A 24,995-nucleotide genomic window follows, 5' to 3' on the forward strand; every position below is an offset into this window, starting at 1 on the left:
ACCGCGCTTCAGCCCCCTTCCAGCGCCGGCGGCCAGCGCCACGCCATGGCGCCCAGCACCGCCGCCCCCAGGACCAGCGCTCCGGCCGCCATCGCCAGACCGTGCGAGAACCCCTGCTGCGGCGTGGCCGCATGGTGCAGTGCCCAGGCCACCAGCGGCGGCCCGGCGATCTGGCCGAGGCCGTAGGCCACCGTCAGCAGGCCAGCGAAGCTGTCGCCCGCCGCCGGCCAGATGCGCCGCGCCTCCTGCAGCGCATAGAACGTGATGGCGGTGAAGGGCAGCCCCAGCAGCAGGCTGCCCAGGGCGAAGCCCGGCACCCCCGGCCATGCCAGGCCCAGGCCGATGGAAAGGGCCTGCAGCGCATAGCAGCCCGCCAGCAGCCAGCGCCGGTCCCACACCGCCGGGGTGCGGGTGGACAGGGCCGCGCCCAACGCCACGCCCGCGCCGAACACCGGCCAGAACAGGTCGGGCCAGGGCGATCCGGCCGGCAGCACCCCGCGGGCGATCACCGGCAGGAACGTGGCGGTGACGATATAGCCCAGCCCTGCCAGGCCGTAGGCCAGCGTGAGCAGCGCACGGGCGGAGCGGCCGCCCCCGGCCGCGGGGGCGGCCGCCTGCACCGCCACAGGCCCCGGCGCGCCCGCCGCACGCCGCGCCGCGCCATGCACCACCGGCCACACCAGCGCGCACAGCACCGCGCAGAGCAGCCCGAAGACCGCCCAGGCCGTAGCGGCCCGCCAGTGCGCCGACACCATGGCGCCGGCCGACAGCCCCGTCAGCACGATGCCCAGCCCCGGCCCGCAGAAGATCAGCCCGCCCAGCGCTGGCTGCCCCAGCGCCACCAGGCGGGCCATGCACCAGGACGACACGTTGAGGAACACCACCGCGCTGGCCACGCCCGCCGCCGCGCGCAGCAGCGGCCATGCGCCAGGCACGGGCAGCGCCATGCCGCAGGTCAGCAGTACCGTGACCGCCAGCCCCCAGCGCGTGAGCCGGGCCCCCTGCCATGACCGGGCCGTGCCCGGCGCCAGCCACGGCAGGGCCATGCAGACCAGGGCGCCCACCAGGTAGCCCACGTAGTTGACCGTGGCCAGCCAGCTGCCACCCGCGAGGGTGACCACGCCGTCGGCCAGCATCATGGGCAGCAGCGGGGTGAAGGCGAAGCGGCCGATGCCCATGGCGGCGCCCAGCGCGGCCATGCCGGCCAGGGCGACGGCCAGCGGGCGATCCGCCAGGGCGGGGGCCGCGGCCAAGGGATCGGACGGAATGGGATGGTGTGCCATGCGGTCTCCTCTTGTTTATTCTCTTTTTAAGATTAACATTCAAAATATCCATCTCTCAAAAAGAATTTCATGGACCTGTCCGCCCTGGAAATCTTCCGTGCCGTCGCTGCCGAAGGCAGCGTCACCCGCGCGGCCGAGCGGCTGGGCCGGGTGCAGTCGAACGTCACCACCCGCGTGCAGCAGCTGGAGGAACAGCTGGGCGCCACGCTGTTCCTGCGCGAAGGGCGGCGCATGGCCCTGACACCGGCCGGCACCTCGCTGGTGGCTTATGCCGATCGCCTGCTGGCGCTGGCCGAAGAGGCCCGCCAGGCCCTGCACCCCGGCACGCCCGTGGGCCGGCTGCGCCTGGGCGCCATGGAGAGCACCGCCGCCGCGCGCCTGCCCGCCCCCCTGGCCCGCCTGCACGCCCGATGGCCCGGCCTGCAGCTGGAGTTGCGTACCGGCGCGTCGCGCGACCTGGTGGACCAGGTGCTGGCCCACGCCAGCGACTGCGCCCTGGTCGCCTGGCCGCCGCCCGGCGTGGACCCGGAGGCGCCGGTGGACCGCACGCCCGTCTTCAGCGAATCGCTGGCCATTGCCCTGCCGGCCGGCCACCCGCCCGTGGCGCGCCCCGGCGACCTGCAGGTGGACACGCTCGCCGCCTTCGGCACCGGCTGCACCTACCGCCGCATGGGCGAGGACTGGATGCGCGTGCAGCGGCACGGCGCCGCGCCCCAGGTGCTGGAACTGGCCTCCTACCACGCCATCCTGGCCTGCGTGGCCGCCGGGCGCTGCGCCGGCGTGGTGCCGCAGTCCGTCATCGACCTGATGCGCGAGCCGCCCGCGCTGCGCTGGGTGCCGCTGCCCGACCGGGAGACGGTGCTCGTGCGCCGGCGCGGCTGGCACACCCCGGCCCTGGATGCGCTGCTGGACGCGCTGCGCGACGCCCCGGCCGGCGCGCCGCCGGGCGCCTGATCCCGGCCATCCCCTGTTCCCAGTCCACCGGAGACCCGCCATGCCGACGCCCGTCCTTTCACCCCGCCGCACCCCGCTGTTCGACCGCCTGGGCATCGACCTGCCCATCGTGCAGGGCCCCATGACCGGCGCCGACACCCCCGCCCTGGCCGCCGCCGTGTCCGAAGCCGGCGGGCTGGGCACACTGGGCTGCGGCATGCGCTCGCCCGCCGCCATGGCCGAGGCCGCCGCCGAAGTGCGCCGCCGCACGGCCCGCCCCTTCGGCATGAACCTTTTCGTGCAGGACACGCCTTCGCCCGACGCCGCCACGGTGCGCGAGGCGCTGGACCGGCTGGCGCCGCTGTACGCCGAATTCGGCCTGGAGCCCACCGTGCCCGCGCAGTGGTGCGAAGACTTCGCGGCGCAGTTCGAGGCCCTGGTCGAGGCCCGCCCGGCCGTCGCCAGCTTCACCTTCGGCATCCTCGACGCGCGCCAGGTGGAGCGGCTGCAGGCGGCGGGCTGCGTCGTCATCGGTACCGCCACCACCGTGGCGGAGGCCCGTGCCTGGGCCGACGTGGGCGCCGACGCGGTCTGCGCCAGCGGGCTCGAGGCCGGCGGCCACCGGGGCACCTTCCTGGCCGACTTCGCATCCAGCCAGGTCAGCACGCTGGCCCTGGTGCCGCAGTGCGTGGACGCGCTGCGCATTCCGGTCATCGCGGCCGGCGCCATCATGGACGGGCGCGGCATCGCTGCCGCGCAGGCCCTGGGCGCCGAAGGCGCGCAGATGGGCACGGCCTTCCTGTCCTGCCCCGAGTCGGCCATCGCACCGGCCTACCGGGCGGCGCTGGCCCAGGCAGGCGAGACCAGCACCCGCCTCACCCGCGTGTTCTCGGGCCGGCCGGCGCGCGGCATCGTCAACGCCACCATGGAGCGGCTTGCCCCCTGGGAAGGCAGCGTGCCGGCCTACCCGGTGCAGAACGCGCTGATGGGCCCGGTGCGCAAGGCCGCCGCCGCCCGGGGCTGCGCCGATGCGGTGGCGCTGTGGGCCGGCCAGGGCGTGGCGGCGGTGCGGCCGATGCCGGCGGGCGAGCTGGTGGCGCTGCTGGCCGGCGAATGGCGGGCTGCGGCGGGCGGGGTCAGCGGGGTCTCACCGGCGTGACGGCCGGGCCGGCCTCTGCCATGAGGTGCCGCGCGGCGATGCTGTCCGGAAGGTAGAGGCCCCGTGCCAGATAGTCGTCCAGCCGCCTGCGGTCGGGTGCGCGCAGCTTGATGAGCGGCGGCAGCGAGCCCGCGGGCCGCGAGAACAGCAGCCGCAGCTTGAGCTGCGTGCGTTGCCAGCGCCCAAGCATGTGGTAGTAGAACGGCCCGTCTTCCGCGCGGGCCAGCGCCAGCCGGTAGCCGCCACGTGCGCGCAGGATGAACTGCAGCGCCAGGTGCATGCTGAGGTAGTCCGGCGCATCGATGTACTGCCGCACCTCCTCGTACACGCCCAGGGATTGCAGGTGGGCGATGTATTCATGCCCCGTGCGGTGGATCACCTGGGTCGTGAACTCCTGCTGCAGGTCGGCGATGAAGCGGCTGCCCGGCGGCGCCGCCATGAACCAGTTCTCCACGACCGGGTAGGCCGCGTCGCGGGTGTGGCGCCCGAGGTAGAAGCCCACGAAATCGGCCGGGGTGTGCTCCTGCTGCGCCAGCACCCAGTCCAGCGGCGCCGTGAGGATGGTGCTGGCATCCACCCAGATGCCGCCATGCAGCCGCAGCAGTTCCAGCCGGATCCAGTCAGCGCGCTTCGCGGGCGATACGTCGTCGAGCACGGCCGGGATGTCGGGCAGCCATGCCCGGGCGGAGGCATCGTCCAGCAGGCGGATCTCGTAGCCCGGGCTGTTGCGCCGCCAGTTGGCGAAGCAGCGCTGGATGAGCAGGGGCGCAGCGGCCCCCTTCCAGTAGGCCCAGATGACGCGCGGAATCGGGCGCGGGCCCGCTTCGCCCTCTCCGTCCGCAGGCACGCCCGGGGCGGACGCGATGGCATGCAGCGCGAACGGTGGCGGGGGACAGGCCTCGAGCCGGCGCGGCCACAGGCCGTAGAACCAGCGCAGGCCGCGCGCCAGCCAGAGTTCGCCATGCGTCTTGAGCGTGGGGCGGGGGAATGCGGGCAGGTTCATTGTGGACGGAGCGCGTGGGCGCGCAGGAATTTCATTCGCCGCAACCACCAGCCGCGCCGCAGATAGGCGCGCGCCAGCGCGTCGGCCGGCAGCGGCGACACGGCGGCGAAATCGGCGCGGATGCGGTCGGCGGTGGCATCCAGCGCCGCCGCATCCGCGCCGGGCTGGCCCGCGGCGCGGGCCACCACGCGCATGGCGCCCGTGAGATTGCGCGCGCTCTGGTGGGCCAGGGCGAAGCGCAGCGCCGCGTCCCCGGCCTCGGGCCGGCCTCGCAGCGCTTCGCTGAAAGCCCGCAGTGCGGCGGACTGGTCCAGTGCCTTGGGCAGCGTCATGGTGGCCAGGATGCTGCCACCGCGCTGGCGGTAGGCCACCCAGGGCCGGGGCGCATGCCAGTAGCTGCGGGCGCCCAGCAGCGCCAGCGGCATGGTGGCCATGTCCTCGAAATACCGGCCCGCCGGAAAGCGAACGGCATCCGGCCAGAGTCCGCGGCGCGTGATCTTGGACCAGGCGTGCAGCTGCCCCGTGGACAGCAGCCCGGCCAGCAGCTCCGGCCCGCCGGGGCGCAAGGTGGCATGCGGGCCGTCGAAGCTGCCCCGGTGGCCTTCGCCGCGCAGGCGGTGTTTCAGGCGCGGACGCTCGCGCCACACGGTGAAGTCGCACAGCACGGCGTCGGGCGCGTGCAGGCGCACTACTTCGCTCAAGCCCGCGATGGCGCCGGGCAGGAGCTTGTCGTCGGAATCGAGGAACCAGAGGTAGTCGCCCCGCGCCGCGGCGATCATCGTGTTGCGCGCGGCGCTCAGGCCCGCGTTGCGCTCGTGGCGCATCAGCCGCAGGCGGCCGGGCCAGCGGGCATCCAGCGCGGCCATGACCTCGGCAGAGCCATCGGTGGAGCAGTCGTCCAGCAGCAGCACTTCGACACCCGCACCGGCCGGTGCCTGGGCCAGTACCGATTCGACGCATTCGGCCAGGTACTCGCGCACATTGAAGACGGGCACCAGCACGCTGAGCCAGGACGTGGCGGCCGTGCAGGCCGCCACAGGGGATGCGGAGAACGTCATGGTGCAGCCGGCGCCTCGCGCAGCAGCCCCTCCAGCAGGGCTTCGTAGCGCGCCGTCATGGTGGGCAGGCCATAGTGCGCCACGGCGTCATCGCGCGCGGCGGCGGCCATGCGGGCGGCGGCATCGGGATCGGTCAGGAGCCGCTCCAGCGCATCGGCCAGCGAGGCCGCATCGCCCGGCTCGGCCAGCAGGCCCGTGCGGCCGGGCGCGATCACTTCCTGCACACCCACCACGCGGCTGCCCACCACCGCGCAGCCGGCGGCCATGCCTTCGATGAGCGACAGCGGCATGCCCTCGTAGTGCGTGGAGAGTACGCAGATCCGCTGGCCCATCAGCAGTCCGGGCACGTCGGCACAGTGGCCGATGAACTGCACCTGGGGCAGCAGATCCAGTGCGCGCGCCAGCCGCTCGGCCGCCTGCCGTGCGCCGGCCTTTCCGCCACCGGCCAGCCGCACGGGCGGCGTGAGGCCGCGATCGCGCAGCAGCGCCACCGCGCGCAGCAGCGTGGCGTGGTCCTTCTGGCGGGCGAAGCGGGCGGCCATCACGATGCCGGGCTCGCGCGCGGCGAAGGGGTGGGCGGCGGCCTGGGCGAAGGGCTCCAGCCGCACGCCATTGGGAATGGCATGGATGCGCTCCGGCGGGAAGCCGCGCTCCAGCAGCGTGCCGCCCACGCCCTCCGAAACGCCGACGATGGCCGCCGTGCGCCGCGCCAGCCAGCGCGCCTGCGCCAGCCGCCAGGCGGTGTAGCGCTCGCGGGAGTTGTGCTCCACGTGCACCAGCCGGGGCACGCCCGCGAGCAGGCCGGCATAGCGGCCCCAGAGGTGCTCGCTGAAGCCGTGCGCGACCAGGATGTCCGGCCGCCAGCGTCGGCAGAGCGCTGCCAGCTGCCACACGGTGGCCGCATGCGCCCAGCCGGGCACCAGCTCGACCGCCAGACCCTCGGCCCGCAGCGCCGCCACGCGCTCGGGCGTGGTGGTACGGCGCTTGGAGCGCAGCGCGAGCAGGGCGTCGAAGCGGCCGGATCCCGCATGCGCGCGCACCAGATCGACGGCCACCTGCGTGGCGCCGGAGAAGCCGCCGGTCACGAAATGCAGCACGCGCGGCCGCCGCGTTGGCGGCATGCCCGCGGCCGGAGCGACGTGGAGCGTGCGCGCGCTCATGGCACGGGTTTCACGCCCTGGCGCCCGCCGCCGGCGCACGCATGCCCAGCAAGGCAGCCCAGGTCACCATGTTCATGAAGATGTAGAACATGATGCCGCTGTTGTGCGCGAAAAACACCTGCGTGAGCCCGAAGCCCGCATAGAGCACCGGGATGCACACCCCCGACAGCCGCAGTGCCAGCACCTGGAAACGCACCGGCTCAGGCTCGGAAGCCACCGCGGCCATGCGGCGGCGGCTGGGCCAGAAGAGCGCGAGCGGCACGCCGTAGAAGCACAGCAGGAGCATCACGCCCCCGATGCCGGTCTTGACGAAGACGTCCAGCAGTTCGTTGTGGACGTAGATGTATTCCAGGATGGAAGGCTCGTACTGCTTCGCTGCCACCCGAGCGGCCTTCTCCTGCATGTAGCCGGCCATGCCCCAGCCGGTCCAGGGCCGCTCCATGCCCACGTTCCAGGCGAAGCGCCAATGCTCCAGCCGCTGGCCGACGGAGTTGTCGGCTTCGCCGTGGGTGTCGTACTGCGTCACCTCTTCCTGCATCCGCTCCCAGCGCTTTTCCATCACGCCCCAGTTCATGGCCGTCAGCACGGCCAGCGCGGTGACCAGCACGGCGGTGATCGCCGTGATCCGGCCCGGATGCAGGCGGTGCAGCAGCCACAGGCCCATGGGCAGCGCCAGCAGCAGCGCCAGCCATCCGCCGCGGGACTGCGACAGCACCGAGGCATTGAGGGCCCCGAGCGCGGCCACGACCGCCAGCCATGCGACCGCGCGCGGAAGCTGGCGCCACAGCACGATCAGTTGCAGGGCCAGCATCGAGCCCAGCAGCAATGCCAGGTTGCCCCACTGGATGGCGTTCGTGCGGCCCGTCGGGAATCCGGAAGCCCTCAGCGCGCCCTGCACATGCACCTGCCACAGCGCCACCAGGCCTGCGCCGACGCAGCCTGCGAGCAGCCCCCAGAACAGCGGACGCGGCCGGGGCGGCTGCGAGGCGATGAACAGCCCGCACACGGCGCCCAGTATGAACTTGATGGGACGGTCCCACTGGCCCATGGTTTCGCGCGGATCGGACATCACGCACCACAGCAGCCCCATCGCGAAGGTCACCGCGACGAGGACCAGCGTCCCCCGGTCGGGGCGCAGGCGCATCCAGCGGGGCAGCGTGGCCAGGGCCCCGAGCAGGAGCAGCACGGCCCCGTACGAATAGCCGGACGGCACTGTCAGCGCCAGGGCCGGCAACAGGAAGGCGACCAGCGTCGTGAGGCGACGCGGCCAGGGGTCGGGCCCCAGCAGGGAGGAGAAGGCAGCGAGAGTCATCGGAGGGGAAAGGCGTGCTTCGCGGGCACGGATACGGAAAGGGCGCCACGCAGGGCGCGACGGCGCGGAACGCGGAATATTTATTCGGATGGTCTCTCCGCGGCGGATCGTAACGCAGCGCCGCGGTGCCAGAATGCCGACCGTCGCGCATCCGCGCAGTCCGGCCGACACGGCATTCCATGACGCTTCGCATTTCTGCCCGCGCCCTGCGCGCGGCCTACCGCCTGGTGACCTGCCTGCGCCCCCGCGGCAACGCCCGCTATCCCGGCCAGCCGCAGGCCGTGCTGTTCGACGGCCAGCCCGGCGCTGCGCCCGCCGCTGCCGGCCGGCCGATCCCTCCACGCCTGTGGACGTATTGGGATACCGAGACCGCCGATCCGCTGGTGGACCAGTGCATCGCCAACTGGCGCATCCACTGCCCGGACTTCGAGGTGCAGGTGGTCAACCGCCGCAACATCGGCGATTTCGTCGCGGCCGGCGACCTGCCGCCGGGCTTCGCCCAGCTGCATCCGACCAAGCAGTCGGACTGGGTGCGCCTCTACCTGGTGCGCCACCATGGCGGCTACTGGCTCGACGCCACCATCCTGCTCACGCAGCCGCTGCACTGGATGGACGCGCTGCGGCAGTCGCACGGCGCGGAATTCGCGGGCTTCTACCTGGGCGGCTACACGCACGACGAACGCTTTCCGGTGATCGAGAGCTGGGCCTTCGGCGCCCCCGCGCACGCGCCCTTCGTGACCGCCTGGCAGCAGGAGTTCCACCACGCGCTGGTCACTGCCGGCACCGACGCCTACCTGGCGCAGGTGCGGGGGCAGGACGATGCGGCCGCACGGCTGCAGGGCATCGCGGACCCGGCCTATCTGCTGATCCACGTGGCCGCCCAGCAGGTGCTGCGGCGCGGCAATGCCTTCCGGCTGGCGCTCTGCAAGGCGGAGGACACCGCATTCTTCTACCAGCAGGCCCTGCGCTGGAAGTGGTATCTGCTGTATCCGCGGCTGTGCCTCGTGCCGGCCGAGCCGGACCCGGCGCCGCTCATCAAGCTGCGCGGCGGCGAACGCCGGCATTTCTCGGACCTGTTCACCCAGCATGGCGGGCCGGCGCCCGGCAGCCTCTGGCAGCAGGCCTGCAGCGGAGCGGCGCCATCGCACGCCGGAGACGGCTCGGCAGCGTAGGGACATGGAAATCAGCGCCGCGCGCGCAGGCGGCCGCGGCTCAATGGCCCGCGCGAACGGCTTCGCCCGCCTTCAGGCGGTACACGGTGCCGCAGTAGGGGCACTTGGCCTCGCCCGTGTGGGCCACGTCCAGGTACACCTTCGGATGGGTGTTCCAGACCTTCATGTCGGCCTTGGGGCTGGGGCAGAAGACGCCGCCCTGCGGGTTCAGGTCCTGGGCGAGCAGTTCGATGATGGCTTGCGTCATGGTGGGGTTCGCGCTGTGCGGGCAAAAAGGGAAAGGATCAGACCAGGGTCAGCCAGTGGGCGTACTTCGGGTTGCGGCCGTTCACGATGTCGAAGAACGCGTTCTGGATCTTCTCGGTGACCGGGCCGCGGCTGCCCGCGCCGATGGCGATGCGGTCGAGTTCGCGGATGGGCGTGACCTCCGCGGCCGTGCCGGTGAAGAACGCCTCGTCGGCGATGTACACCTCGTCGCGCGTGATGCGCTTCTGCACGAGTTCGATGCCGAGATCCTTGCAGATGTGCAGGATCGTGTTGCGCGTGATGCCGTTGAGCGCCCCGGCCGACAGGTCGGGCGTGTACACCACGCCGTTCTTGATCACGAAGATGTTCTCGCCCGCGCCCTCGGACACGAAGCCGGCGGAATCGAGCAGCAGGGCCTCGTCGTAGCCGTCTTCCGTGGCTTCCATGTTGGCCAGGATGGAGTTGGTGTAGTTGCTCACCGCCTTGGCCTGCGTCATCGTGATGTTGACGTGGTGGCGCGTGTAGCTGCTGGTCTTCACGCGGATGCCGCGCTGCATGCCTTCCTCGCCGAGGTAGGCGCCCCAGGCCCAGGCCGCGACCATCAGGTGGATCTGGTTGCCCTTGGGCGACACGCCCAGCTTCTGCGAGCCGATCCAGGTGAGCGGGCGCAGGTAGCAGGAAGCGAGCCGGTTCTCGCGCACGACGGCACGCTGGGCCTCGTTCACCTCGTCCTGCGTGAAGGGGATCTGCATGCGCAGGATCTTGGCGCTGTTGAATAGCCGCTCGGTGTGCTCCTGCAGGCGGAAGATCGCCGTGCCCTGGGGCGTCTGGTAGGCCCGCACGCCCTCGAACGCGCCGCAGCCGTAGTGCAGCGTGTGGGTGAGCACGTGGATCTTGGCGTCGCGCCAATCCACCATCTTGCCGTCCATCCAGATCTTGCCGTCACGGTCGGCCATCGAGGGAACTACGGGGCTCATGGGATTCCTTTGTCCGGGGGCTTGCTGCCGCAAAACCGGCGATTTTACGGCGCGGACGGCCCGGCGGCGGGCGGCAGCGCACCGGAAGCGCCGCCGGCCCCGGCCCCGGCGTCTGCCGGACGCACCAGCTCCCAGGCGGCAAGCCGGCCGCCGCGGAACTCGCAGGTCACGTGCGACTGCGTGCCGTCCGTCCAGCGGTAGCGCTCGGGATCCTCGCCCTCGGGCGAGAGCAGTTCGCCCAGCGAGCGCGTCATGGCCACCACGTGCATCAGGTTCACCCCCTCGCGCAGGCGGGCGTTCAGCATCACGGCACTGCCCACGTAGCCGATGGGCCGGTCGGCGGCCTTGCGCATCACGTTCATGAGGCGCGTGAAATGCAGCAGCGCCCACATGAGCAGGCCGCCGCCGACGGCGAAGACGCCCTGCCAGCCGTACGAGCGGTAGGCCGCGATGACGAGCAGGGCGATGAGGACGGGAATGAAGAAGCGGCGCAGCAGGTTCATGCGCCGATTGTCGTCGGCCCGGGCAAGCCCCTCGCTGTGGATGGTGCTTATACAGGGAGGAATTCAACCCATGCCGCGGACCACTTCCATCGCCTCTTCCACCCGCTCGACCGCATGGATCGTCAGCCCCTCGATGGGCTTTTTGGGCGCGTTGGCCTTGGGCACGACGGCCAGGGTGAAGCCGAGCTTGGCGGCCTCCTTCAGGCGCTCCTGGCCGCGCGGCGCGGGCCGCACCTCGCCCGCCAGCCCCACTTCGCCGAAGGCGAGAAAACCCTTGGGCAGGGCTTTGCCGCGCAGGCTGCTGGTGATGGCCAGCATCACGGCCAGGTCGGCCGCCGGCTCGCTGATGCGCACGCCGCCCACGGCATTGACGAACACGTCCTGGTCCATGCAGGCCACGCCCGCATGGCGGTGCAGTACGGCCAGCAGCATGGCGAGGCGGTCGCGGTCCAGGCCCACCGACAGGCGGCGCGGGCTCGGGCCGCCCTCGTCCACCAGCGCCTGGATCTCCACCAGCATGGGCCGGGTCCCCTCCAGTGTGACCAGCACGCAGCTGCCGGGCACCGGCTCGCTGTGCTGGCTCAGGAAGATGGCGCTGGGGTTGGTCACGCCCTTCAGCCCTTTTTCGGTCATGGCGAACACGCCGATCTCGTTCACCGCACCGAAGCGGTTCTTGATGGCGCGCACCAGCCGGAACTGGCTGTGGGTGTCGCCCTCGAAGTACAGCACCGTGTCCACCATGTGCTCCAGCACGCGCGGGCCGGCCAGCGCCCCCTCCTTGGTCACGTGGCCCACGAGGATGATGGACACGCCCGTGGTCTTGGCCGCCCGCGTGAGGTGCGCCGCGCACTCGCGCACCTGGGCCACCGACCCCGGCGCACTGGTGAGCTGGTCGGAATACACGGTCTGGATCGAGTCGATCACGGCCACGGCGGGCTGCGTCACCTCGACGGTGGCGAGGATCTTCTCCAGCTGGATTTCCGCCAGCACGTTGACCTGGCTGTGGTCCAGCCCCAGCCGGCGCGAGCGCAGCGCCACCTGCGCGCCGCTTTCCTCGCCCGTCACGTAGAGCGTGGGCAGGCCCAGGCGCTGCAGCGCGTCCAGTGCCTGCAGCAGCAGGGTGGATTTGCCGATGCCCGGATCCCCTCCGATGAGGACCACGCCGCCCTCGACCACCCCGCCGCCCAACACCCGGTCGAGCTCCTCGATGCCGCTGGCGGTGCGCGCCACGTCGGCGGCCTCGATGGCCGACAGGGGCGTCACCGCCTGCGACTGCGCCAGGCCCGCATGCTGCGGCGTGCTGTAGCGGTTCTTGCCCGGTCCGGACTCGGCGACGGATTCCACCAGCGTGTTCCAGGCCCCGCAGGCGGGGCACTTGCCGAGCCAGCGCGGGCTGGTGCCCCCGCATTCGGTGCAGGTGAAAACGGTCTTGTCTTTGGCCATGGCAGAGGGAGCCCGCAGGATGCGGGCCAGGGAAAAGGAAGGTGCAGAGAGAGGAGCGAGACCCAGTGGTCGGCACGCATCCAGGCATGCAGATGGGGCCGGCGATGCCGATTTTCACGGGGCGCGCAGCGGTGGGCCCTGCAGGAAAGCGGGGCAACCGTAAGCAAATGCGTCGTCAACCCTATCCTACTCCGCGCGGACGGCGGCCTCCCTAGGATGGGCCTCCCGGTGGCATGGCGCCGCCTTGTTCCTTCAACGGAGAACGAATCTATGACCAAGAACACCGCACTTTCCGCATCGCGCCGCTGGCTGGTGGCCGCACCGATCGCGCTGGCATCGGTGCTGGCCCTGTCCGCCTGCGACCGTAACAAGGAAAGCAACGTGAACAACACGCCGGCCAGCACCCCGGCCCCTGCCACCGCCCCGGCGCCAACGACCACGCCGCCCGCCTCCGATGCGGGCACGTCGGGCTCCGGAAGCAGCTCCGGCGGCGCGGTCTTCGGCGGAACGTCCCCTGGCGCGGCGTCCTCCGCCCCTTCCGGCGGCGCCGTCTTCGGCGGAACGGCACCCACCGCACCCGCCTCCGCGGCATCGGACGCCGCCAGCGTCCCGAACTGATACCGCGCCATTTCCGGGTGGCTCCGCCACCCACAGCACAATAGCCTCCTGCGCCCGGCACGCGTCTCGCGTGCCGGGCGGTTTTGCGCTCGTTGCAGCGCGACACGCGAGGAGACAGGAGACGATGCAGGTTGCGATCTATGGTGCCGGCGCCATCGGCGGCTGGCTGGGCATGGCGCTGTCGCGAGGCGGCGCCGGCGTATCGTTCGTGGCGCGGGGCGCCACGCTGCAGGCCCTGCGCACGCACGGCCTGCAGTGCATCCGGCCGGACGGCAGCCGGGAAGCGGTGCCCGTCGCCGCCCACGAGGATCCGGCCGCGCTCGGCGTGCAGGATGTGGTCGTCCTGGCCGTGAAAGCGCCGGCGCTGCCCGACGTGGCCGCGCGCATCGCGCCGCTGCTGGGCCCCGGGACCACCGTGCTCACGGCGATGAACGGCGTGCCCTGGTGGTTCCTGGAGGGATGTTCCGGCCCGGTGCATGGGCGGGAGCTGGCTTCCGTGGACCCGGGCGGCTCGCTGGCGCGCGCCATCCCCATCCGCCGGGTGGTCGGCGGCGTGGTGCACGCCAGTTGCTCGGTCGATGGGCCTGGCATCGTACGGCAGCATTTCGGCAACCGGCTCATCCTCGGCGAGGCCGGCGGCGGCACCACCCCGCGCCTGGAAGCGCTTTCGGCGCTCATCGCCCGCGGCGGCATCGAGGTGGAGCAGTCCCCGCGCATCCAGCAGGACATCTGGTTCAAGCTCTGGGGCAACATGACGATCAACCCCATCAGCGCCCTGACCGGCGCCACCACCGACCGCATCCTGGATGACGACCTCGTGCGCGGATTCGTCTCCGCCGTGATGCTGGAGGCCAAGGCGATCGGCGAGCGCCTGGGCCTGCGCATCGAACAGCAGCCCGAGGACCGGCACGCGGTGACGCGCAAGCTCGGCGCCTTCAAGACCTCCATGCTGCAGGACGTGGAGGCCGGCAAGCCGCTGGAGATCGACGCCCTGGTGGGCGCCGTGCACGAACTGGGCCATGCCACCGGCGTGCCCACGCCCCACACCGATGCGCTGCTGGGCCTCGTGCGCCTGTTCGCATCCACCCGTTCTTCCCTTCGCAACGACACCCGCCCATGACCTCTGCCCTGACCCTCTACTACGCCCCCGGCACCTGCGCACAGGCGGTTCGCATCGCCCTGCACGAAGCCGGCGCGGAGCACCGCCTGGTGCGCCTCGACTTCCCGGCCGGCCAGCAGCGCAGCCCGGAATACCTCGCGATCAACCCCAAGGGCCGCGTGCCCGCGCTGGTCACCGAAGAGGGCACGCTGACCGAGACGCCCGCCCTGCTCGCCTACGTGGCCCAGCGCTTTCCGCAGGCGCGCCTTGCGCCCACCGATGCCCATGGCTTCGCGCGCATGCAGGAGTTCCACAGCTACCTGGCCTCCACCGTGCACGTCGCCCATGCGCACCGTCCCCGCGCGGTCCGCTGGGCAGACGAGCCCGAGGCCATCGCCGCGATGCAGCGCAAGGTGCCGCAGAACATGACCGAGTGCTTCGAGATGATCGAGCACCACGCCCTCGGCGATGGCCCCTGGGTGATGGGCGACCAGTACACGGTGGCCGACGGCTACCTGTTCACCGTGGCCGGCTGGCTGGCCGGCGACGGCGTGGACATCGCCCGCTTTCCCAAGGTGCACGCCCATTCTCAGCGCGTGGCGGCGCGCCCGACGGTACAGCAGGCACTGGCCTGAGCCTGCGGCGGGCCGCCCGCTTCACCGCAGCGCGGCCTCGTCGCTCCATGCGAAGCGCACGCGCGGCTCGATCTGCGCGATCTCCGCGCGCAGCAGCGCCGCCAGGCGGGCGGCCTCGCGCTGCGTGAGGCGCGCGACGGTGGTGGACAGGCTCACGGCCGCGAACGCGCAGCCGCCCGGGTCGCGCACGGCATGGCCCACCGCGGCGGTGTTGGTGTTGAGGCAGCCACCGCTGCGGGCATGGCCCAGGGCGCGCGTCTGCGCGATGAGCATGCGCAGCGATGGTACGTCGAGCCCGCCGTAGCGCCCGAGCACGCCCGCATGGGCCGCGAGCGACGCCTCCACCCGGGCGTCGTCCTGCGCGGCCAGCAGGGCCAGGCCCGCGGCGCCCACGCCGAGCGGCCGCCGGCCGCCCACGGTGACGGACAGGGGTGGATCGAGCCGCTGCGCGTGGGTGTGGTCATGGCAGACGGCCTCGAGGCCGCTGCGCACGAACAGATAGGCGGCGTAGCCCGTGGCCTCGGCCAGGCGGCGCAGGGCGGCCGAGAAGAGCGTCGCCACATCGTGCCGCGCGCGGGCCGCCAGCCCCACCTCGTAGGCCAGCCGGCCCAGCACATAGCCCCGACCATCGGGCAGCAGCGTCACGAGGCGCGCCTGCGCCAGGTCGCGCAGCAGGCGGTGCACAGTCGGATGCGGTATGCCCGACTGGCGGGCGATGTCCGACAGCGAGAGGCCTCCTGCGTCGTAGCGCGAGAGCTGGTCGAGGATGCGCAGGACGCGATCGAGCACCACGGTGGTCATGGCACCAGCATACCCGGCGGGGAATGGAATTTCGCCGCTTCTTGTCCACACCGTGGACAAACCACTGGCATGGCCGGGAAGGCTGGCAACAATCGCGGCAACGACCCATCAGGAGACAGCATGCGTTCCATCCCTTCCGATTCCCCCTGCATGCCGCGCCGCATGGCAATGGGCGCCGCCGCGGCCCTGCTGCTGGCCGCCGCCGGCCCCCTGGCCGCGCAGGAGGCGTTTCCGTCCCGCCCCATCCGCTTCATCGTGCCCTATGCGGCCGGCGGCACCACAGACCTCGTCGCGCGCACCGTGGGCGCGCGCATGGCCCAGACACTGGGCCAGCCCGTCGTCATCGACAACCGCGGCGGCGCGGGCGGCAACATCGGCATGGACGCGGTGGCCAAGGCCGCGCCCGACGGCTACACCGTGGGCATGGGCGCGATCTCGACCAATGCGCTGAACCCGCACATCTACAAGAAGATGCCCTTCGACCCGCGCAAGGACTTCACCCCCGTGGGCCTGCTGGGCCAATCGACCATCGTGCTGGAAGCCGGCCCCGCCCTGCCCGTGAAGAACGTGGCCGAGCTGATCGACTACGCGCGCAAGCACCCGGGCCTGCCGTTCTCCACCGCGGGCGCGGGCACCTCCATGCACCTGGCCGGCGTACTGTTCGGGCAGCTGAGCAAGACCGAATGGACGCACGTGCCCTACAAGGGCAGCGCCCCGCTCATCACCGACCTGATCGCAGGCCAGGTGCCCGTGGCGTTCGACAACCTGCCCGCGTCGCTGCCGCACATCCAGGCCGGCAAGCTGCGGGCGCTGGCGGTGGCCGGATCGCAGCGCTCGCCCGCGCTGCCCGGCGTGCCCACCCTGGCCGAAGCGGGCCTGGCCGGCTACGCGGTGGAACCCTGGTTCGGGGTCTATGGCCCCGCCGGCATGCCGGCCGCGGTGGTGCAGCGCCTGGACAAGGCCCTGCAGGAGGCCCTGGCCGATCCCGCCGTGAAGGACCGCCTGCAGGCGGCCGGCTTCACGCCGCGCGGCTCCTCCGCGGCCGAACTGGGAGCGCTGACGCTGCGCGAGTACGACCGCCTGGGCAAAGTGGCCCGCACGGCCGGGATGACCGTCGATTGAGGTCCCGCCATGCCACAGCACACCGACGCCACCCATGACCCGGCACTGCGCAGCTGGGTCGAATCCGCCAACGACGCGGGCAGCGACTTTCCCATCCAGAACCTGCCCTTCGGCCGCTTCCGCGCGCAGGAAGGCGGCGCCCGCATCGGCGTGGCCATCGGCGACCGGATCCTGGACCTGCAGGCCGCGGGCCTCGTGGCCGGCGACGACATGAACGCGCTCATGGCCGCAGGGCCGCAGGCGCGCCGGGCCTTGCGCGCGCGCCTCTCGCAGGGCCTCGCCGCCGGCAGCGCGCAGCAGGCCGCATGGCAGGCCGCGCTGCTGCCCCAGGCGGGCACCGGGATGCTCGTGCCCTGCCGCATCGGCGACTACACCGATTTCTACACCAGCATCCACCACGCCACCAACGTGGGCCGGCAGTTCCGCCCCGACAACCCGCTGCTGCCCAACTACCAGTGGGTGCCGATCGGCTACCACGGCCGCGCATCCTCCATCGGCGTGAGCGGTGCGGCGGTGCGGCGCCCCCACGGCCAGCTCAAGGCCTCCGATGCCGCGGCACCGGTGCTCGCGCCCAGCCGGCGGCTGGACTACGAACTGGAACTGGGATGGTTCATCGGCACGGGCAACGCACAGGGCGAGCCCATCGGCATCGGCGAGGCGGAGGACCACCTGTTCGGCGTCGCGCTCTTCAACGACTGGAGCGCGCGCGACATCCAGGGCTGGGAGTACCAGCCGCTGGGCCCTTTCCTCTCGAAGAATTTCGCGAGCACGCTCTCGCCCTGGGTGGTGACGCTGGAAGCCCTCGCGCCGTTCCGCGCGCCCTTCACGCGGCCGGCGGAGGATCCACAGCCCCTGCCCTACCTGGACTCATCCGCCCACCGTGCCGCGGGCGCATTCGACATCACGCTGGAAGTACTGCTGCAGACGGAACGCATGCGCGCCCAGGGGCTGCCGCCGACAGTACTTTCGCGCACCGGCACCGCGCGCGCCGCCTACTGGACGCCTGCGCAACTCGTGGCGCACCACACGGTGAACGGGTGCAACCTGCAGAGCGGCGACCTGCTCGGCTCCGGCACGCTGTCGGGGCCGGGCCCGGGCGAGGCCGGCTCGCTGCTGGAACTGGCCGCGGCCGACCGCCAGCCCGTGCGCCTGCCGTCGGGCGAGGAGCGCAGCTTCCTGGAGGACGGCGACACGGTCACGCTGCGCGGCTGGTGCGAGCGCGAGGGCGCGGCGCGCATCGGCCTGGGCGAAGCCAGCGGGACGATCTCCGGCTGACGGCGCCCCTCACGCGCGCCGCGGGCCGGTCATTTCTCGACCTTCAGCACGCGCCAGTCGATGCGGTTGTCGGCGCGGTGCGGCAGCTCCACCTTCTGCGTGGCGGCCCACGGAATGATCTGGTTGTAGAGCGGGATGTGCGAGATCAGCTCGTGGTCCTTCAGCAGGGCCTGCTCGATGAGGCCGTTGCGCGTCGCGGCATCGGTTTCCTTCTTGATGCGCTCGATCAGCGCGTCCTGCTGCGGGTCGGAGAAGCGGCCCAGGTTGAAGTTGCCATCGCCGCCCGCGCCGGGCGATCGGACCAGCGACTGCAGCGAATAGAACGCATCGAAGGTCGGCACGCCCCAGCCCAGCAGGTAGATGCTGGCCTCGTTGCGCTGGATCATCGGGAAGTACGTGGCGAAGGGCTGGGTGCGCAGCTTGGCGCGCACGCCCACCTTGGCCCACTGCGCCGTGATCGCCTGGCAGAGCTGCTCGTCGTTCGTGTAGCGGCCCGCGCTGCACGCGAAATCGACCTCGAAGCCCTGCGGATAGCCGGCCTCGGCCAGCAGCTTTTGCGCAGCGGCGGCGTCGTAGGGCCAGCGCACGTCGGCCTTCTGCGTCCAGCCGTTCACCTGCCGCGCGATGAGCGCGCCGGCGGGCTGCGCGAGGCCGCGCAGCGTCACGCGCTGGGTGGTCTGGATGTCGATCGCCTGGTAGAGCGCGCGCCGGACGCGCACATCCTTGAGCGGGTTCTTGCCCTTCACGTTCGAGCCGGGCAGCTCTTCGCGGAACTGGTCCAGGCCGAGGAACAGCGTGCGGTTCTCCGGGCCTTCCAGCACCTTGAAGCCGCTGGTCTGGCGCACGCGGGCGATGTCTTGCGGGCTCGGATCGAGCACGAAGTCCACCTCGCCCGACAGCAGCGCCGCGGTGCGCGTCGCGTCCGACTTGATCGGGGTGTAGACCACGTCCGTCACATTGCCGGCGAACTTGCCCTTGCCCCACCAGTGCGGGTTGGCCGCGAGCACGGTGCGCTGGTCGGGCGACCACGACTTGAGCACGAACGGCCCCGTGCCCAGCGCGTTGCGGTGGGTGTAGGGCTCGTCGCTGGTCTTGATGTCCTTGGGCGTGAGCGCGTTGTTCTTCTCGGCCCAGGGCTTGCTCAGGATGCGCAGCTCGGTGAGCTGGTTCACCAGCACCGGGTTGGGCACGTCCGAGAAGATGTCGATGGTCTGCGCATCGACCACCTGCACGCGGTCGATGCCCTGGGCATAGACCGCATAGTTCGAGGTCCTGGCCTGGGCGCGCTCCAGTGAGAACTTCACGTCCTCGGCCGTGAGCGGCGAGCCGTCGCTGAACTTCACGCCCTGGCGCAGCGTGACGCGCAGCTGCGTCGGGCTCACCTGCTTCCACGCGGTGGCCAGCTGCGGCTCGGGCCTGAAGGTCTTGCTGTTGTATTCGACCAGCGTCTCGTACACCGCCGAATGCAGCACGTTGTTCGGGCCCACGTTGTGGGCATGCACGTCCCAGGTGGTCACGTCGGCCGAACGGGCGAAGCGGAAGGTGGCAGCCTGCGCGGCCAGGGGCAGGGCTGCCGTGATCGAGGCCGCGAGCGCGGCCGCCAGGAGGGTGCGGGAAAATCGCATGGTGGTGTCTTCGTCTCGGGATGGGGCTGCTCCGCAGCGAGGGAGCCACTATGCCAAGCCGCCCCCGCCGGCAGAACGACTTTGTGGTTGTATCGATATGGGGCGGCAGGCGCAGCCCGCGTCCACATCGCAGATTCAGCGGTGGCCGCCCCGGAGCATGCGCACCGCCTGCGGCAGCGACCGCGCGTCGGGCAGGAAGCGGTCGAGCGCGGCCCCGAGCACCACGGCGCACAGCACCGCGCCCAGCAGGGGTTTCCAGGTGAGGCGCACGGCGGCCGCGAGCCAGCCCGCGCGCTCCACGCCCATGGCGGCGCGCGCCGTGGCATAGGAAAATGCCAGCTCCACCGCCACGGCCAGCAGCACGTCGAAGCCGAAATACAGCAGCGCGAGCGCCCCCGCGCCGAAAAGCACGGCCGCGCCGATGAGGAAGATGGCCACCACGGGCACGACCACCACCGCGCCTTCGTCGGCCTCGGCGGCGGCACCCAGCGCATCTCCCGCCATGCTCCCCAGGGCATCGCCGAAATACCCGTCCGCCCCTGCCCCGGCGAAATCGCCACCGCCGGACTGCGGCAGCGCCGGCGCGCGCCCGCCGGCACCCCTCACCGCCCGGGCCGCGAGATCGCCGGCGTCGCAGAGGGCTTCGGCCACGTCGGCCACGTCCATGCCGCTGGAGGGATCGATACCGTCATCCTCCCGGTGGCGCGACCGGCCGGCCGGCAGTTGCACCAGCCGCGCCGCCCAGAGCCGCAGCACCAGCAGATAGGCAAGGTACCCGGCCCCGAGCGTGACGAGGTAGCGCACGGCGAGCGACTCCACGCCCAGCACCATCTGCGTGTGCGAGACCGCCCACATGAAGGCCATCATGAAGGCACCGATGCACCAGCCGTGCACGCGCAGCCGGTAGCGGCTCAGCAGCGACGCCTGCAGCGTGCTGGCGGGCGTGCGCACGCGGCGCCAGTTCGATCCCCCGGCGCGCTGTCCGGACCGGGCTTTGCCGCGCACCGCTCAGTCCACCACGACCGGCACCCGGAGGGCCAGGGCGCACATCAGCTCGTAGCCCACCGTGCCGGCCGCCTGCGCCACCTCGTCGATGCACAGCACGGTCCCGCAGGACGCCCGCCCCCAGAGAGTGGCCTCGCTGCCCACGCCCGCTTCCACGCCGGCCTCGTGCAGCGGCGTGAGATCCACGGTGATCATGTCCATGCTCACCCGGCCCACGGTGCGGGTGCGCACGCCATTCACCAGCACCGGCGTGCCTGTGGGGGCATGGCGGGGATAGCCGTCGGCGTAGCCGCAGGCCACCACGCCGATGGCGAGCGGCCGGTCCGCCGTGAAGGAAGACCCGTAGCCCACGGTGTCCCCGGGCTGCAGCTGCTGGGTGCCGATGATGCGCGCCGACAGCGTCAGGGCGGGTGCGAGGCCCCAGTGCGCTGCCGTGTGTTCGGGGTGGTCGGCCGCGCTGCCATAGAGCACGATGCCCGCGCGCACCCAGTCGCCGCGCACGCGTGCATCGCCGGCGTACCGCAGGGTGGCGGCGCTGTTGCTGACCGTGCGCTCGCCCGGCAGGTCCTGCGTGGCGGCGCAGAAGGCATCGACCTGGTGGGCGATGCCGCGCGGCCCGTCGGCGTCGCTGAAGTGGGTCATGAACGAGATCTCGTCCACCTGGGGCAGCGCATTGAGCCGCGCCCAGGCCGCCCGGTAGCGCGCGGAGGGAAAGCCCAGGCGGTTCATGCCCGAATTCATCTTGAGGAACACCCGGTGCGGCGCGTGCGTCTTGTGCGCGGACAGCCAGTCGATCTGTTCGTCGCAATGCACAACGTGCCAGAGCGACAGGCGCGAGCACAGCTCCAGGTCGCGGGGCTCGAACACCCCTTCCAGCAGGAGGATGGGCCCCCGCCATCCCAGCTGGCGCACCCGTTCGGCCTCGCCCAGGTCCAGCAGCGCGAAGCCGTCCGCGCCGCGCAGCCCCTCGAACGCGCGCTCGATGCCGTGGCCGTAGGCATTGGCCTTGACCACGGCCCAGACACGGGCATCGGGCGTGGCGGCACGGGCACGCGCCAGGTTTTGCTGCAGTGCAGCAGTGTGGATGGTGGCTTGTATGGGGCGCGGCATGGGGGCTGGACGACAGGCAGAAAGGGAGGAATTCTGGCATCGGAGCGCACAGGGCGCGTGATATAACCGCCAGTCACTTGCAGCCGGGTCCGAGATTTAACAGGGCATCAGTTCCGCTGATGCACCCCACAGCCATTCGATGAAGCGCGGTTTCTACACCATCATGTCGGCGCAGTTCTGCAGCTCGCTGGCCGACAACGCACTCTTCGTGGCGGCCGTCGAACTGCTGCGCACCAATGGCTCGCCGGAATGGCAGCGGGCTGCGCTGGTGCCCATGTTCGCCCTGTTCTACGTGGTGCTGGCTCCCTTCGTGGGCGCCTTCGCGGACGCGCTGCCCAAGGGCAAGGTCATGTTCGTGAGCAACGCGATCAAGGTCGTCGGATGCCTCATGATGCTGTTCGGTTCCCATCCGCTCATCGCCTACGCAGTGGTGGGACTGGGCGCCGCGGCCTACTCCCCCGCCAAGTACGGCATCCTCACCGAGCTACTGCCGGCATCGCAGCTGGTCAAGGCGAACGGCTGGATCGAGGGCCTCACGATCGCCTCCATCATCCTGGGCGTGCTGCTGGGCGGCCAGTTGGTGGGACCCAACATCTCCGGATGGCTGCTGTCGGTGGACATCCCGTTCGTGGACACGGGCGTGGACACCGCCGCCGAGGCCGCCATCGCCACGCTCATCGCGGTGTACCTGGCCGCCGCCTGGTTCAACACCCGCATCCCGCACACCGGCGTCGAGATGCGCCCCATGCCCCGCAACCCGCTGGCGCTGCTGCCCGATTTCTGGGCCTGCAACAACCGCCTGTGGCGCGACAAGCTCGGGCAGATCTCGCTGGCCACCACCACCCTCTTCTGGGGAGCCGGCGGCAACCTGAAGTTCATCGTGCTGGCCTGGGCGGCCGCGGCGCTGGCCTACAACACCACCCAGGCCTCGGCGCTGACCGGCGTGGTCGCCATCGGCACCGCGGTGGGGGCCGTGGTGGCCTCCATGCGCATGCGGCTGGACATGGCGACCAAGGTCATCCCGCTGGGCATCGCCATGGGCGTGCTGCTGATCCTGATGGTCTTCATCAAGAGCATCTGGATCGCCATCCCCTTCCTGATCCTGCTGGGCGGCCTGGGCGGCTACCTCGTCGTTCCGATGAATGCGCTGCTGCAGCACCGCGGCCACAACCTCATGGGCGCGGGCCGGTCCATCGCCGTGCAGAACTTCAACGAGCAGGCGGCCATCCTCGGGCTGGGCGCGTTCTACAGCCTGTCGCTCAAGATGGGGCTGTCGGTGTTCGGCGCGATCACGGTCTTCGGGCTCGTGGTGGCGGGCGTGATGTGGCTGATCCGGCGCTGGCACATCCACAATAGCACCCGCTATCACGACGAGGTGGAACACCTGCTGCACATCGCGCGGCACGACCACCACCACTGAAGCACCGGCCCCCGCGGGCCGCGCCCGGCACCGGTGCGCGGGGCATCCGCATCCAGGCACCCGCCGCCATCCCGGCCCGGATTTCCCATGACCTCCCCGCTGCCCATCCTCGCCCTGCTGTTCAATGCCTTCGCCTGGGGGCTGGCATGGTGGCCCTTCCGGCAGATGCACGCGGCCGGCCTGCACCCGCTCTGGGCCACGGCGCTGATGTACTGCGGCGTGCTGCTCGCAATGCTGGCGGTGCGCCCCGGTCTCTGGGCGCAGGTGAGCGCGCATCCGCAGCTCTGGCTGCTGGCCCTCAGCTCGGGCCTGAACAACGTGGCCTTCAACTGGGCGGTCACCGTGGGCGACGTGGTACGCGTGATCCTGCTGTTCTACCTCATGCCCGCCTGGGCAGTGCTGCTGGCCTGGAAGGTGCTCGGCGAACGGCCCACGGCCGGGGCGGTCATGCGGCTGGTGCTGGCCTTCGCAGGCGTGGTGCTGGTGATCTGGCCCGAGGGCGCCTCCGCGCACGCACTGCTGCACGGACTGTCGATGGCGGACGGCCTCGCCCTGCTGGGCGGCTTCATGTTCGCGCTCACCAACGTCACGCTGAGGCGCCTGCACGCAGTACCGGGGCAGGCACGCATGTTCTCGATGTTCGGCGGCTGCATGCTGATGGCGCTCGTGGTGGGCACGATCGGCCTGCACACGGGCGTGGTGGAGCCCTTCCCAGCGCCGAACGCCACCTGGATCGCCACGGCGGCACTGCTCGCGGGCGTGCTGCTGCTGGGCAACTGGGCGCTGCAATTCGGCGCGTCCCGGCTGGCGGCGGGCACGACGGCGGTCGTGATGCTCTCGGAAGTGGTGTTCGCCAGCGTGTCGTCGGTGCTGCTGTCGGCGGGCACATTGCAGCCGCGCACGCTGCTGGGCGGCGGAATGATCGTGCTCGCCGCGCTGCTGGCCTCCCTTCAGCGGCGCTGAAGCCGCCGGCAGGCGCACGGCCCGCGGCGGTCCTTGCGACAATGGGTGCGAAGCCCGCTGTTGCGGGTCCTTCTTCACCGGGAGACGCCCAGATGACCTCCGCCTACGATTTCGATGCCCTGCAGATGGACGGCCACACAGTGCCGCTGCGCCAATACGCGGGCCGCGTGCTGCTCATCGTGAACACCGCCAGCGCCTGCGGCTTCACGCCGCAGTTCGCGGGCCTGCAGGAACTGCACCAGCGGTACGCCGGCCAGGGGCTGGTGGTGCTGGGCTTTCCGTGCAACCAGTTCGGCCGGCAGGATCCGGGGTCGAACGGCGAGATCGCCACGTTCTGCCAGCGCAACTACGGCGTGGATTTCCCGATGATGGCCAAGATCGACGTGAACGGGTCCGAGGCGCCGCCGCTCTATCGGTGGCTGACCGCGGAAGCCCCGGGCCTGCTGGGCACCAAGGCCATCAAGTGGAACTTCACCAAGTTCCTGGTCGGCCGGGACGGCCAGGTGATCCGCCGCTACGCGCCCACCGACAAGCCCGCGTCGCTCGCCACGGACATCGAGGCAGCGCTCGCCAGCCCCGCTCCCTGAGCCACCCCGGTCAGTCGGACAGCTCGCGCTGGGGCCGCCCGGTGATCTCGAAGCGGCGCGAGAACCCCAGCGGCCTCGATACTCCGCGCGCCTCCGGCACCAGGGGCACGCGCAGGCGGGGCCGCGGCAGCACCCTCAGCCGCCAGTCGGTGCCGCCGATGAACCGGAACCGCACCGTGTCCGTGCCCTCCACGCCCAGCAGCAGGAAACTGCCGGTGGAATACATGCCTCCGAGGGTGGCAGAGTCCAGCAGTTCAAGGGTGGGGCTGAAGAGGTGGATGCCGAGGAATTCCTCGTCCGGCACGTCGTCGGTGGTGAACAGCAGATAGCCGCTGTCGCAGCGGAATGCCGCTTCCAGCAGCGCGGCCTCCACGGTGCGGCCGGTGCGCTGCCCGGCCAGCACGATGTCGCTCAGCGGCTTGTGCCGCGCATCGGCCTCCCGCAGGAGGTGGAGGGAGAGTTCTTCAGGGGCGAGGACATCCATGG

The 24,995-nt window shown here is 71.5% G+C and carries 25 protein-coding genes; 11 read left to right on the forward strand and 14 right to left on the reverse strand.

Going from position 1 to position 24,995, the window contains the following annotated elements; genetic code table 11:
* Positions 1-8: 8 nt before the first annotated feature.
* Entirely contained in the window at positions 9-1,283 is a 1,275-nt protein-coding gene (locus BLR05_RS15020) for a YbfB/YjiJ family MFS transporter (protein WP_092835579.1), read from the reverse strand.
* A 69-nt stretch (positions 1,284-1,352) separates the two neighbouring features.
* On the opposite strand from BLR05_RS15020, the gene BLR05_RS15025 reads away from it, so the two are divergent.
* Both BLR05_RS15025 and BLR05_RS15030 read left to right on the forward strand, forming a co-directional pair.
* On the forward strand, positions 1,353-2,237 hold the full coding sequence (locus tag BLR05_RS15025; protein ID WP_092835581.1) for a LysR family transcriptional regulator: 885 nt from the start codon (positions 1,353-1,355) through the stop codon (positions 2,235-2,237).
* A 40-nt stretch (positions 2,238-2,277) separates the two neighbouring features.
* Positions 2,278-3,375, forward strand: a complete 1,098-nt coding sequence (locus BLR05_RS15030) for an NAD(P)H-dependent flavin oxidoreductase (RefSeq protein ID WP_092835583.1) — start codon at positions 2,278-2,280, stop codon at positions 3,373-3,375.
* Here BLR05_RS15030 and BLR05_RS15035 read toward each other — a convergent pair.
* Genes BLR05_RS15035 through BLR05_RS15050 form a run of 4 tightly spaced genes read right to left on the reverse strand, consistent with a single transcriptional unit; the run spans position 3,353 to position 7,908 of the window.
* The gene (locus BLR05_RS15035) at positions 3,353-4,378 is read right to left on the reverse strand and encodes a glycosyltransferase family 32 protein (protein ID WP_092835585.1); all 1,026 of its coding nucleotides are present in this window, start codon (positions 4,376-4,378) and stop codon (positions 3,353-3,355) included. The genes BLR05_RS15030 and BLR05_RS15035 overlap by 23 nt on opposite strands.
* Complete coding sequence (locus BLR05_RS15040; protein WP_092835587.1) at positions 4,375-5,436, reverse strand: glycosyltransferase family 2 protein; 1,062 nt, start codon at positions 5,434-5,436, stop codon at positions 4,375-4,377. Before BLR05_RS15040 ends, BLR05_RS15035 begins: the two co-directional genes overlap by 4 nt.
* Positions 5,433-6,596, reverse strand: coding sequence for a glycosyltransferase (locus BLR05_RS15045; protein ID WP_092835689.1), 1,164 nt, complete (start codon positions 6,594-6,596; stop codon positions 5,433-5,435). Before BLR05_RS15045 ends, BLR05_RS15040 begins: the two co-directional genes overlap by 4 nt.
* A 10-nt stretch (positions 6,597-6,606) precedes the next feature.
* Complete coding sequence (locus tag BLR05_RS15050) at positions 6,607-7,908, reverse strand: O-antigen ligase family protein (protein WP_092835589.1); 1,302 nt, start codon at positions 7,906-7,908, stop codon at positions 6,607-6,609.
* A 179-nt stretch (positions 7,909-8,087) separates the two neighbouring features.
* On the opposite strand from BLR05_RS15050, the gene BLR05_RS15055 reads away from it, so the two are divergent.
* Complete coding sequence (locus BLR05_RS15055) at positions 8,088-9,080, forward strand: glycosyltransferase family 32 protein (RefSeq protein WP_192883835.1); 993 nt, start codon at positions 8,088-8,090, stop codon at positions 9,078-9,080.
* 40 nt (positions 9,081-9,120) lie between these two features.
* On the opposite strand, the gene BLR05_RS15060 is transcribed toward BLR05_RS15055, so the two are convergent.
* The 4 genes from BLR05_RS15060 to radA form a co-directional block, all read right to left on the reverse strand.
* Positions 9,121-9,327, reverse strand: coding sequence for a zinc-finger domain-containing protein (locus tag BLR05_RS15060; RefSeq protein ID WP_092835591.1), 207 nt, complete (start codon positions 9,325-9,327; stop codon positions 9,121-9,123).
* 37 nt (positions 9,328-9,364) lie between these two features.
* The gene (locus BLR05_RS15065; RefSeq protein ID WP_092835593.1) at positions 9,365-10,303 is read right to left on the reverse strand and encodes a branched-chain amino acid transaminase; all 939 of its coding nucleotides are present in this window, start codon (positions 10,301-10,303) and stop codon (positions 9,365-9,367) included.
* Between the two features lie 44 nt (positions 10,304-10,347).
* Positions 10,348-10,806 (reverse strand): glycerate kinase, encoded by a 459-nt coding sequence (locus BLR05_RS15070; RefSeq protein WP_092835595.1) that lies wholly within the window; start codon positions 10,804-10,806, stop codon positions 10,348-10,350.
* 63 nt (positions 10,807-10,869) lie between these two features.
* Positions 10,870-12,249: a DNA repair protein RadA gene (radA, locus tag BLR05_RS15075; protein ID WP_092835597.1), complete on the reverse strand. Its 1,380-nt coding sequence runs from the start codon at positions 12,247-12,249 to the stop codon at positions 10,870-10,872.
* Positions 12,250-12,519: 270 nt separating this feature from the next.
* Between radA and BLR05_RS15080 the strand changes: the two genes are divergently transcribed.
* The 3 genes from BLR05_RS15080 (at position 12,520) to BLR05_RS15090 (ending at position 14,601) form a co-directional block, all read left to right on the forward strand.
* The gene (locus BLR05_RS15080; protein WP_092835599.1) at positions 12,520-12,867 is read left to right on the forward strand and encodes a hypothetical protein; all 348 of its coding nucleotides are present in this window, start codon (positions 12,520-12,522) and stop codon (positions 12,865-12,867) included.
* 124 nt (positions 12,868-12,991) lie between these two features.
* The gene (locus BLR05_RS15085) at positions 12,992-13,987 is read left to right on the forward strand and encodes a 2-dehydropantoate 2-reductase (protein WP_092835601.1); all 996 of its coding nucleotides are present in this window, start codon (positions 12,992-12,994) and stop codon (positions 13,985-13,987) included.
* Positions 13,984-14,601 carry a glutathione S-transferase family protein gene (locus tag BLR05_RS15090; RefSeq protein WP_092835603.1) on the forward strand — a complete coding sequence of 206 codons (618 nt, stop codon included), beginning with the start codon at positions 13,984-13,986 and terminating at the stop codon, positions 14,599-14,601. The genes BLR05_RS15085 and BLR05_RS15090 overlap by 4 nt, the downstream gene beginning before the upstream one ends.
* Positions 14,602-14,622: 21 nt before the next feature.
* Here BLR05_RS15090 and BLR05_RS15095 read toward each other — a convergent pair whose 3' ends face one another.
* Complete coding sequence (locus BLR05_RS15095; RefSeq protein ID WP_092835605.1) at positions 14,623-15,402, reverse strand: IclR family transcriptional regulator; 780 nt, start codon at positions 15,400-15,402, stop codon at positions 14,623-14,625.
* A 120-nt stretch (positions 15,403-15,522) separates the two neighbouring features.
* Here BLR05_RS15095 and BLR05_RS15100 point away from each other — a divergent pair, with 120 nt between their 5' ends.
* Together BLR05_RS15100 and fahA are read left to right on the forward strand one after the other, a co-directional pair.
* Positions 15,523-16,524 carry a Bug family tripartite tricarboxylate transporter substrate binding protein gene (locus BLR05_RS15100; protein ID WP_092835693.1) on the forward strand — a complete coding sequence of 334 codons (1,002 nt, stop codon included), beginning with the start codon at positions 15,523-15,525 and terminating at the stop codon, positions 16,522-16,524.
* 9 nt (positions 16,525-16,533) lie between these two features.
* Entirely contained in the window at positions 16,534-17,799 is a 1,266-nt protein-coding gene (fahA, locus tag BLR05_RS15105) for a fumarylacetoacetase (RefSeq protein WP_092835607.1), read from the forward strand.
* A 29-nt stretch (positions 17,800-17,828) separates the two neighbouring features.
* Here fahA and BLR05_RS15110 read toward each other — a convergent pair whose 3' ends face one another.
* From BLR05_RS15110 to alr, 3 genes are all read right to left on the reverse strand, one after another.
* Complete coding sequence (locus BLR05_RS15110; RefSeq protein WP_092835609.1) at positions 17,829-19,424, reverse strand: ABC transporter substrate-binding protein; 1,596 nt, start codon at positions 19,422-19,424, stop codon at positions 17,829-17,831.
* A 135-nt stretch (positions 19,425-19,559) separates the two neighbouring features.
* Positions 19,560-20,375, reverse strand: a complete 816-nt coding sequence (locus BLR05_RS15115; RefSeq protein WP_225979054.1) for a hypothetical protein — start codon at positions 20,373-20,375, stop codon at positions 19,560-19,562.
* A gap of 57 nt (positions 20,376-20,432) precedes the next feature.
* Positions 20,433-21,539 carry an alanine racemase gene (gene alr / locus BLR05_RS15120; protein WP_092835613.1) on the reverse strand — a complete coding sequence of 369 codons (1,107 nt, stop codon included), beginning with the start codon at positions 21,537-21,539 and terminating at the stop codon, positions 20,433-20,435.
* 139 nt (positions 21,540-21,678) lie between these two features.
* Between alr and lplT the strand changes: the two genes are divergently transcribed.
* The 3 genes from lplT to BLR05_RS15135 all read left to right on the forward strand — a co-directional run bounded on the left by lplT (position 21,679) and on the right by BLR05_RS15135 (position 24,509).
* Entirely contained in the window at positions 21,679-22,959 is a 1,281-nt protein-coding gene (gene lplT, locus BLR05_RS15125; protein WP_092835615.1) for a lysophospholipid transporter LplT, read from the forward strand.
* Between the two features lie 87 nt (positions 22,960-23,046).
* On the forward strand, positions 23,047-23,922 hold the full coding sequence (locus BLR05_RS15130; protein WP_092835617.1) for a DMT family transporter: 876 nt from the start codon (positions 23,047-23,049) through the stop codon (positions 23,920-23,922).
* A gap of 92 nt (positions 23,923-24,014) precedes the next feature.
* Positions 24,015-24,509, forward strand: a complete 495-nt coding sequence (locus BLR05_RS15135) for a glutathione peroxidase (RefSeq protein WP_092835619.1) — start codon at positions 24,015-24,017, stop codon at positions 24,507-24,509.
* Positions 24,510-24,519: 10 nt separating this feature from the next.
* On the opposite strand, the gene BLR05_RS15140 is transcribed toward BLR05_RS15135, so the two are convergent.
* On the reverse strand, positions 24,520-24,993 hold the full coding sequence (locus tag BLR05_RS15140; RefSeq protein WP_092835621.1) for a hypothetical protein: 474 nt from the start codon (positions 24,991-24,993) through the stop codon (positions 24,520-24,522).
* Positions 24,994-24,995: the final 2 nt, after the last annotated feature.

The organism is Paracidovorax cattleyae, from assembly GCF_900104515.1.
GTDB classification, from domain to species: Bacteria; Pseudomonadota; Gammaproteobacteria; order Burkholderiales; family Burkholderiaceae_C; genus Paracidovorax; species Paracidovorax cattleyae.

What these genes read in the sequence shown, in the direction of transcription:
- BLR05_RS15020 (WP_092835579.1), bottom strand. Translation starts at nt 1,283, where the DNA reads ATGGCACACCATCCCATTCCGTCCGATCCCTTGGCCGCGGCCCCCGCC.
- BLR05_RS15025 (WP_092835581.1), top strand. Translation starts at nt 1,353, where the DNA reads ATGGACCTGTCCGCCCTGGAAATCTTCCGTGCCGTCGCTGCCGAAGGC.
- BLR05_RS15030 (WP_092835583.1), top strand. Translation starts at nt 2,278, where the DNA reads ATGCCGACGCCCGTCCTTTCACCCCGCCGCACCCCGCTGTTCGACCGC.
- BLR05_RS15035 (WP_092835585.1), bottom strand. Translation starts at nt 4,378, where the DNA reads ATGAACCTGCCCGCATTCCCCCGCCCCACGCTCAAGACGCATGGCGAA.
- BLR05_RS15040 (WP_092835587.1), bottom strand. Translation starts at nt 5,436, where the DNA reads ATGACGTTCTCCGCATCCCCTGTGGCGGCCTGCACGGCCGCCACGTCC.
- BLR05_RS15045 (WP_092835689.1), bottom strand. Translation starts at nt 6,596, where the DNA reads ATGAGCGCGCGCACGCTCCACGTCGCTCCGGCCGCGGGCATGCCGCCA.
- BLR05_RS15050 (WP_092835589.1), bottom strand. Translation starts at nt 7,908, where the DNA reads ATGACTCTCGCTGCCTTCTCCTCCCTGCTGGGGCCCGACCCCTGGCCG.
- BLR05_RS15055 (WP_192883835.1), top strand. Translation starts at nt 8,088, where the DNA reads ATGACGCTTCGCATTTCTGCCCGCGCCCTGCGCGCGGCCTACCGCCTG.
- BLR05_RS15060 (WP_092835591.1), bottom strand. Translation starts at nt 9,327, where the DNA reads ATGACGCAAGCCATCATCGAACTGCTCGCCCAGGACCTGAACCCGCAG.
- BLR05_RS15065 (WP_092835593.1), bottom strand. Translation starts at nt 10,303, where the DNA reads ATGAGCCCCGTAGTTCCCTCGATGGCCGACCGTGACGGCAAGATCTGG.
- BLR05_RS15070 (WP_092835595.1), bottom strand. Translation starts at nt 10,806, where the DNA reads ATGAACCTGCTGCGCCGCTTCTTCATTCCCGTCCTCATCGCCCTGCTC.
- radA (WP_092835597.1), bottom strand. Translation starts at nt 12,249, where the DNA reads ATGGCCAAAGACAAGACCGTTTTCACCTGCACCGAATGCGGGGGCACC.
- BLR05_RS15080 (WP_092835599.1), top strand. Translation starts at nt 12,520, where the DNA reads ATGACCAAGAACACCGCACTTTCCGCATCGCGCCGCTGGCTGGTGGCC.
- BLR05_RS15085 (WP_092835601.1), top strand. Translation starts at nt 12,992, where the DNA reads ATGCAGGTTGCGATCTATGGTGCCGGCGCCATCGGCGGCTGGCTGGGC.
- BLR05_RS15090 (WP_092835603.1), top strand. Translation starts at nt 13,984, where the DNA reads ATGACCTCTGCCCTGACCCTCTACTACGCCCCCGGCACCTGCGCACAG.
- BLR05_RS15095 (WP_092835605.1), bottom strand. Translation starts at nt 15,402, where the DNA reads ATGACCACCGTGGTGCTCGATCGCGTCCTGCGCATCCTCGACCAGCTC.
- BLR05_RS15100 (WP_092835693.1), top strand. Translation starts at nt 15,523, where the DNA reads ATGCGTTCCATCCCTTCCGATTCCCCCTGCATGCCGCGCCGCATGGCA.
- fahA (WP_092835607.1), top strand. Translation starts at nt 16,534, where the DNA reads ATGCCACAGCACACCGACGCCACCCATGACCCGGCACTGCGCAGCTGG.
- BLR05_RS15110 (WP_092835609.1), bottom strand. Translation starts at nt 19,424, where the DNA reads ATGCGATTTTCCCGCACCCTCCTGGCGGCCGCGCTCGCGGCCTCGATC.
- alr (WP_092835613.1), bottom strand. Translation starts at nt 21,539, where the DNA reads ATGCCGCGCCCCATACAAGCCACCATCCACACTGCTGCACTGCAGCAA.
- lplT (WP_092835615.1), top strand. Translation starts at nt 21,679, where the DNA reads ATGAAGCGCGGTTTCTACACCATCATGTCGGCGCAGTTCTGCAGCTCG.
- BLR05_RS15130 (WP_092835617.1), top strand. Translation starts at nt 23,047, where the DNA reads ATGACCTCCCCGCTGCCCATCCTCGCCCTGCTGTTCAATGCCTTCGCC.
- BLR05_RS15135 (WP_092835619.1), top strand. Translation starts at nt 24,015, where the DNA reads ATGACCTCCGCCTACGATTTCGATGCCCTGCAGATGGACGGCCACACA.
- BLR05_RS15140 (WP_092835621.1), bottom strand. Translation starts at nt 24,993, where the DNA reads ATGGATGTCCTCGCCCCTGAAGAACTCTCCCTCCACCTCCTGCGGGAG.